Genomic DNA, 4,822 nt, shown 5'->3' with positions numbered 1-4,822 from the left:
CCGAAGGCCGCCGCCAACATCGACGGGCTGCTGGCCCTGCAAGGTGTCGAGGAGGATCCGGTCGAGCGCCGCAAGCGCTCGGTGGCCCGCGGCAGGACCGCGCTCGACGTGCTCGACGATCTCAAGATGGGTCTGTTGTCCGGCAATCTCGATGCCTCGACCGTGATGCGGCTGCGGGATGCTGCGGCGAACCTGAAATCGTCCTCGGGCGATCCCGGTCTCGATTCCCTGCTCTCCGAGATCGAGCTGCGCGTCGAGGTCGAACTCGCCAAGGCCGGGCAGGCTTAAGAGTCATCCGTCACCCTGAGGCGCCGGAGCGAAGCGGAGGCCTCGAAGGGCGGGCCCGGCTGATGCATCTCGGCCGTACATCCTTCGAGGCTCCCTGCGCGTTGCTGCGCACCGCGCCGCTCGCACCTCAGGATGACGGGACTGCTAAATTAGTGGATCTTCGTTGCACCCATTACGCCGCTTCCTCCTTCTGCTGCGTGTCGTAGCGGCGCTGGGCGGCGAGAACGTCTTTCAGATTCTGCTCGGCCCAATCGCGCAGCGGATCGACCGCGCTGGCGAGCGTCAGTCCGAGCTGCGTGATCGAATATTGCACCGTGACAGGCACGGTCGCGATGGCATGACGCTTGATCAGCCCGTCGCGTTCGAGCGATTTGAGAACCTGGCTCAACATCTTCTGCGAAATGCCTTCGATCGTGCGGCGCAACTGATTGAAGCGCATCGCCTCCTCGCGCAACAGCAGGAGGATCAGCACCGCCCATTTGTCGCCGACGCGATCCAGAATCTGGCGGGTAGGGCAGTTCGCTGCATAGACGTCGGGTTTCATGGTCGGGCCTAGGAATCCGTTCTCGTCGCTTACGGTACGCATGGGGTTACCCTCGTGTAATCAGGTAAGCACAAAGTGCTCTCTTAACACCAGCATTCTTTTCGTTATCTAGTCTCCATTAGTTACCATTGTAGCAAAGGAGCCTTCCAATGAAAATCGCAGTCGCCGGCGCTTCGGGCCGGGCCGGGTCGGAGATCACCAAGGAACTGTCGCGCCGCGGCCACGCGGTCACGGCCATCGCCCGGAACCCGGAGAAGATCGCAGCCCTGCCGAACGTTACGCCGACCAAGGGAGACGTGCTCGACCAGGCGGGCCTTGCCAAGCTGTGGGCCGGGCACGACGTCGCCGTGAGTTCCGTGCACTTCCTGACCAGCGACGCGCTCAAGCTGATCGGCGCGGCGAAGCGCCAAGGTCGGTCGCTACCTCGTCGTCGGCGGCGCCGGCAGCCTCGAGGTGGCGCCCGGCGTGAAGCTGGTCACCACTCCCAATTTTCCGGCCCAATACAAGGCCGAAGCGGAAGCAGGCTCGGCCTTCCTCGACCTGTTGCGGCAGGAAAAGGAGCTGAACTGGACCTTCATTTCGCCGTCTGCGCTGTTCGTCGAGGGGGAACGCACCGGCAAGTTCCGGCTCGGCACCGATCAGCTTCTCGCAGATGCGAACGGCAAGAGCTGGATCAGCTTCGCTGACTACGCCATTGCGCTTGCCGACGAGATCGAGCGCCCGGCCCATCTGAGGCAGCGCTTCACGGTCGGCTACTAGGCCTTCGGCCGCCCCCGGTCCCTCCAGGATAAACCTTCCTGTGCAAGGGCTTGGGGGCGCCGATCGGGCGGTGAGGGAAACATTGTCTGTCACAGGAGGCCGCTATATAACGCCCCGCTCAACGGACATCGTTTCCGTTGCGAGTCGTTGCTTAGACAGATAGGCCGCCCTTGGAAAAGTTGAAAAACTACCGACCGACCGAAAAAGAGCCTTTCATGAACGACCGGCAGAAGGAGTACTTCCGTTTGAAGCTCCTTGCCTGGAAGGATGAGATCCTCAAAGAGTCCAAGCTCACCCTGCAAGCCTTGCAGGAGGAGAACGTGAACCACCCCGATCTCGCCGATCGGGCATCGTCCGAAACCGACCGTGCCATCGAACTCCGTGCCCGCGACCGCCAGCGCAAGTTGATCGCCAAGATCGACGCCGCGCTCCAGCGTATCGAGGACAACACCTACGGCTATTGCGAGGACACCGGCGAGCCGATCTCGTTGAAGCGGCTCGAGGCCCGGCCCATCGCGACGCTCTCGGTGGAGGCGCAGGAGCGCCACGAGAAACGCGAGAAGGTCTATCGCGACGAATAGAGTCCGAGCCGCAGAGATGCGGCTCTTTGTTTTTGGACGCAAGGCGCCGTTTCGCGTCGTGATCAGCATTTTGCCTGTCGCTTGCAGACGGGTGCCTCGGCGCGCGAGCGCAAGCGCGAAAAGTGAATCGCGATCAACGGGCTAGACTCGATTCCTCCGAGCTCACGTGAGTTCGGATGAGAAACAGCCTTCACTTCAGGTGCGGGAGATTTTGCGAGTCGCTTCAACGAGATCGACTCGGGAGTTGAAGCGCTGATCCAGCTGCATGAAGCATCGCTGCAATCATGCCTTTTGCGCTGTTTGCGGGACCTGCGAGGCGCCTGCCTCCATAGAGCCTCCACCAGCTCAATATTTCCTTAAACGCGGGCGAGGCACCGTAATCCCCGGCCGGGCGCGCTTGTCAGGCCGGAGCGGGGATGCTGAAGTACGGCCTGCGACTGCGTAGCGTGGGAGGCGGCGCCGATGGACAAGATTCTCGAAGCCGCAAAGGCGATCGCGCTGGCGCGCCGCAACCATGCGCCGCTCGCGGTGCTGGAACGTCCGCCCATTGATGAAGCCGAGGGCTATCAGGTCCAGCGCACGCTGCACGACCTGCTGCTTCCGCATGCCGGGCCGCTGGTCGGCTACAAGATCGGCTGCACCAGCCAGGTGATGCAGGACTATATCGGCATCCCGCATCCCTGCGCCGGCGGCGTGTTCCAGAAGGGCGTGCATGACAGCGGCGCCAGGCTTGCCGCCTCCAAATATGTCCGGGTCGGTGTCGAATGCGAGATCGCGGTTCGCCTGAAGCGCGACCTCGCCGCCGGCGAGGCGCCGTTCACGGCCGAATGGGTCGGCGAGGCGGTCGAGGCCTATCATCCCGCGATAGAGATCGTCGACGACCGCTACGTGAAGTGGGAGACGATGGGCGCGCCGACGCTGATCGCGGACGATTTTTTCGCGGCCGGCTGCGTGCTGGCCCCGGCGGTTCCGCGCTCGTCGGTTCCGGACCTGAAGGCTGTCAAGGGCCGCGCCATCCTCAACGGCGAGGAGGTCAGCCACGGCACCGGCGCCGACGTGCTCGGCCACCCCCACAACGCGCTGGCCTGGCTCGCCAACCATCTCGCCGCCGAAGGCAAGGGTCTTCACGCGGGACAGCTCGTGCTCACCGGCAGCCTGGTCAAGACGCTGTGGCTGAAGGCCGGCGACAAGGTGCGGATGGAACTGGAGGGCTTGGGGGCGGTGGAGGCGGAGTTTACGTGAGGGGCGGGGCGCTTCGGCGCTCTCGCAATGACGGAGGTTGGCGCGGCGTTTGAGAGCGTCAACTGGCGGGCTTTGCAGCCGCGACGCCAAAATACATGCGGCCCTCGCCAGGGGAGCTAGCGAGGGCCGCGTCGTACACCGTCGTTCGCGCCTAGGTTCGCGAACACGATGTGGGAGCTCGGGAGAAGCTTAGAAGGGCAGCAGCACATCCATGACTTGCTGGCCGTAGCGCGGCTGCTGCACGTCCATGATCTGGCCGCGGCCGCCATAGGCGATGCGGGCCTGCGCGATCTTGGTGGAATCGATGGTGTTGTCGCTCTGGATGTCTTCGGGACGGACGATGCCGGCGACGATGAGCTCGCGGATCTCGTAGTTGACGCGGATCTCCTGCTTGCCTTCGACCACGAGGTTGCCGTTCGGCAGGACTTGCGTGACCACGGCGGCGACGTTGGTCTGCAACGCCTCCTGGCGGTTGACCGAGCCCTTGCCGTCGCTGGACGCGGTGGAGTCGGCGGTGAGGATGCGGCCGGGCAGCACCTTCTGCGCCTGGGCGCCCAGCGTCTTCGCGCCGATGAAGTCGGTGATGCCTGAGTCTTCCGAATTGGTGCGGCTGCGCTGGGTTTCGTTGGAGAGGTTGGCCTTGTCGGTGATGTTCACGGTCACGGTCAGGAGGTCGCCGACCTGGCGGGCACGCTGGTCCTTGAAGAAGGCGCGGCTGCCGTTGCGCCACAGCGAGTTCGGATTGTAGGAGGCGACTTCCGGCTTCGGCATCGGCATCTGCACCGGCTTGTAGCCCGGCTGCGCCGTCGGATTGTCGATCGCCGACAGCTTCGGCTGCTCGCCGATCTGCGACAGACGGTCGATCGAGGAGCAGCCGCCCAGCGCGCAAGAGGCCAGCAGCAGGGTAGAGATCGCGATGCGACGAAGGCGGGAAGCCGAACTGAACGAGGACATGACTTACTCTGACTTGGCTGGAGCTTGCGAGGCGCGAACTTGCGGAATCTGTGCTTGTGCGACTTGAGCCGGCGAGGCAGGAGCCTGGACCAGGCTCCGGACGATGGCTGCAGTGTCGATGGGAGCGGGCGCTTCGCGCTGGAGCGAGGAGGTCTGCTCGACCGCGGGCGCCATCGGTGCGGACTGGCTCGCACCCTGGATCGTCACCTGGCCGCGGCCGGTGACGACACCGGTCAGCGTGCGCTTGGATTGCAGGTTGATCACGCTGACGGTGTCGCCCTCGGCGCCGCTCTCGATCGCCTTGCCGCGCGTGGTGAGATAGACGCCGGGCACCTGGTAGATGATGGTGACGGCCTGATCGCGCACCACGAAGTCGGGTTTGACGATGTCGGCGGCACGGAGCGGCGTGCCGGCCCGCATCGGCCGGCGCAACTGCATGCCGACGCTGCGTTCG

The 4,822-nt window shown here is 64.4% G+C and carries 6 protein-coding genes and 1 pseudogene; 4 read left to right on the top strand and 3 right to left on the bottom strand.

Annotation, left to right across the window (positions count from 1 at the left end; genetic code table 11):
* The coding region (locus MOV75_RS27710; protein ID WP_247006950.1) for a flagellar assembly protein FliX at positions 1 to 288 on the top strand (288 nt) is incomplete at its 5' end.
* 172 nt (positions 289 to 460) lie between these two features.
* On the opposite strand, the gene MOV75_RS27705 is transcribed toward MOV75_RS27710, so the two are convergent.
* Positions 461 to 832: a helix-turn-helix domain-containing protein gene (locus MOV75_RS27705; RefSeq protein WP_246920706.1), complete on the bottom strand. Its 372-nt coding sequence runs from the start codon at positions 830 to 832 to the stop codon at positions 461 to 463.
* 149 nt (positions 833 to 981) lie between these two features.
* Between MOV75_RS27705 and MOV75_RS27700 the strand changes: the two are divergent.
* The 3 genes and pseudogenes from MOV75_RS27700 to MOV75_RS27690 all read left to right on the top strand — a co-directional run bounded on the left by MOV75_RS27700 (position 982) and on the right by MOV75_RS27690 (position 3,414).
* Positions 982 to 1,591, top strand: a pseudogene (locus MOV75_RS27700) (NAD(P)-dependent oxidoreductase).
* 215 nt (positions 1,592 to 1,806) lie between these two features.
* Positions 1,807 to 2,172, top strand: coding sequence for an RNA polymerase-binding protein DksA (dksA, locus tag MOV75_RS27695; RefSeq protein ID WP_008554760.1), 366 nt, complete (start codon positions 1,807 to 1,809; stop codon positions 2,170 to 2,172).
* A gap of 462 nt (positions 2,173 to 2,634) precedes the next feature.
* A complete protein-coding gene (locus tag MOV75_RS27690; RefSeq protein WP_246920644.1) occupies positions 2,635 to 3,414 on the top strand; it encodes a 2-keto-4-pentenoate hydratase in 780 nt (259 codons plus the stop codon).
* Between the two features lie 189 nt (positions 3,415 to 3,603).
* On the opposite strand, the gene flgH is transcribed toward MOV75_RS27690, so the two are convergent.
* A complete protein-coding gene (flgH, locus tag MOV75_RS27685; protein WP_246920646.1) occupies positions 3,604 to 4,368 on the bottom strand; it encodes a flagellar basal body L-ring protein FlgH in 765 nt (254 codons plus the stop codon).
* 3 nt (positions 4,369 to 4,371) lie between these two features.
* A partial coding sequence (flgA, locus tag MOV75_RS27680) for a flagellar basal body P-ring formation chaperone FlgA (RefSeq protein ID WP_247006949.1) occupies positions 4,372 to 4,822 on the bottom strand: 451 nt, incomplete at its 5' end.

The sequence above is a fragment of the Bradyrhizobium sp. PRIMUS42 genome (assembly GCF_023006515.1).
Lineage (GTDB): Bacteria > Pseudomonadota > Alphaproteobacteria > Rhizobiales > Xanthobacteraceae > Bradyrhizobium.
This window is presented reverse-complemented; position numbering and strand designations above follow the sequence as displayed.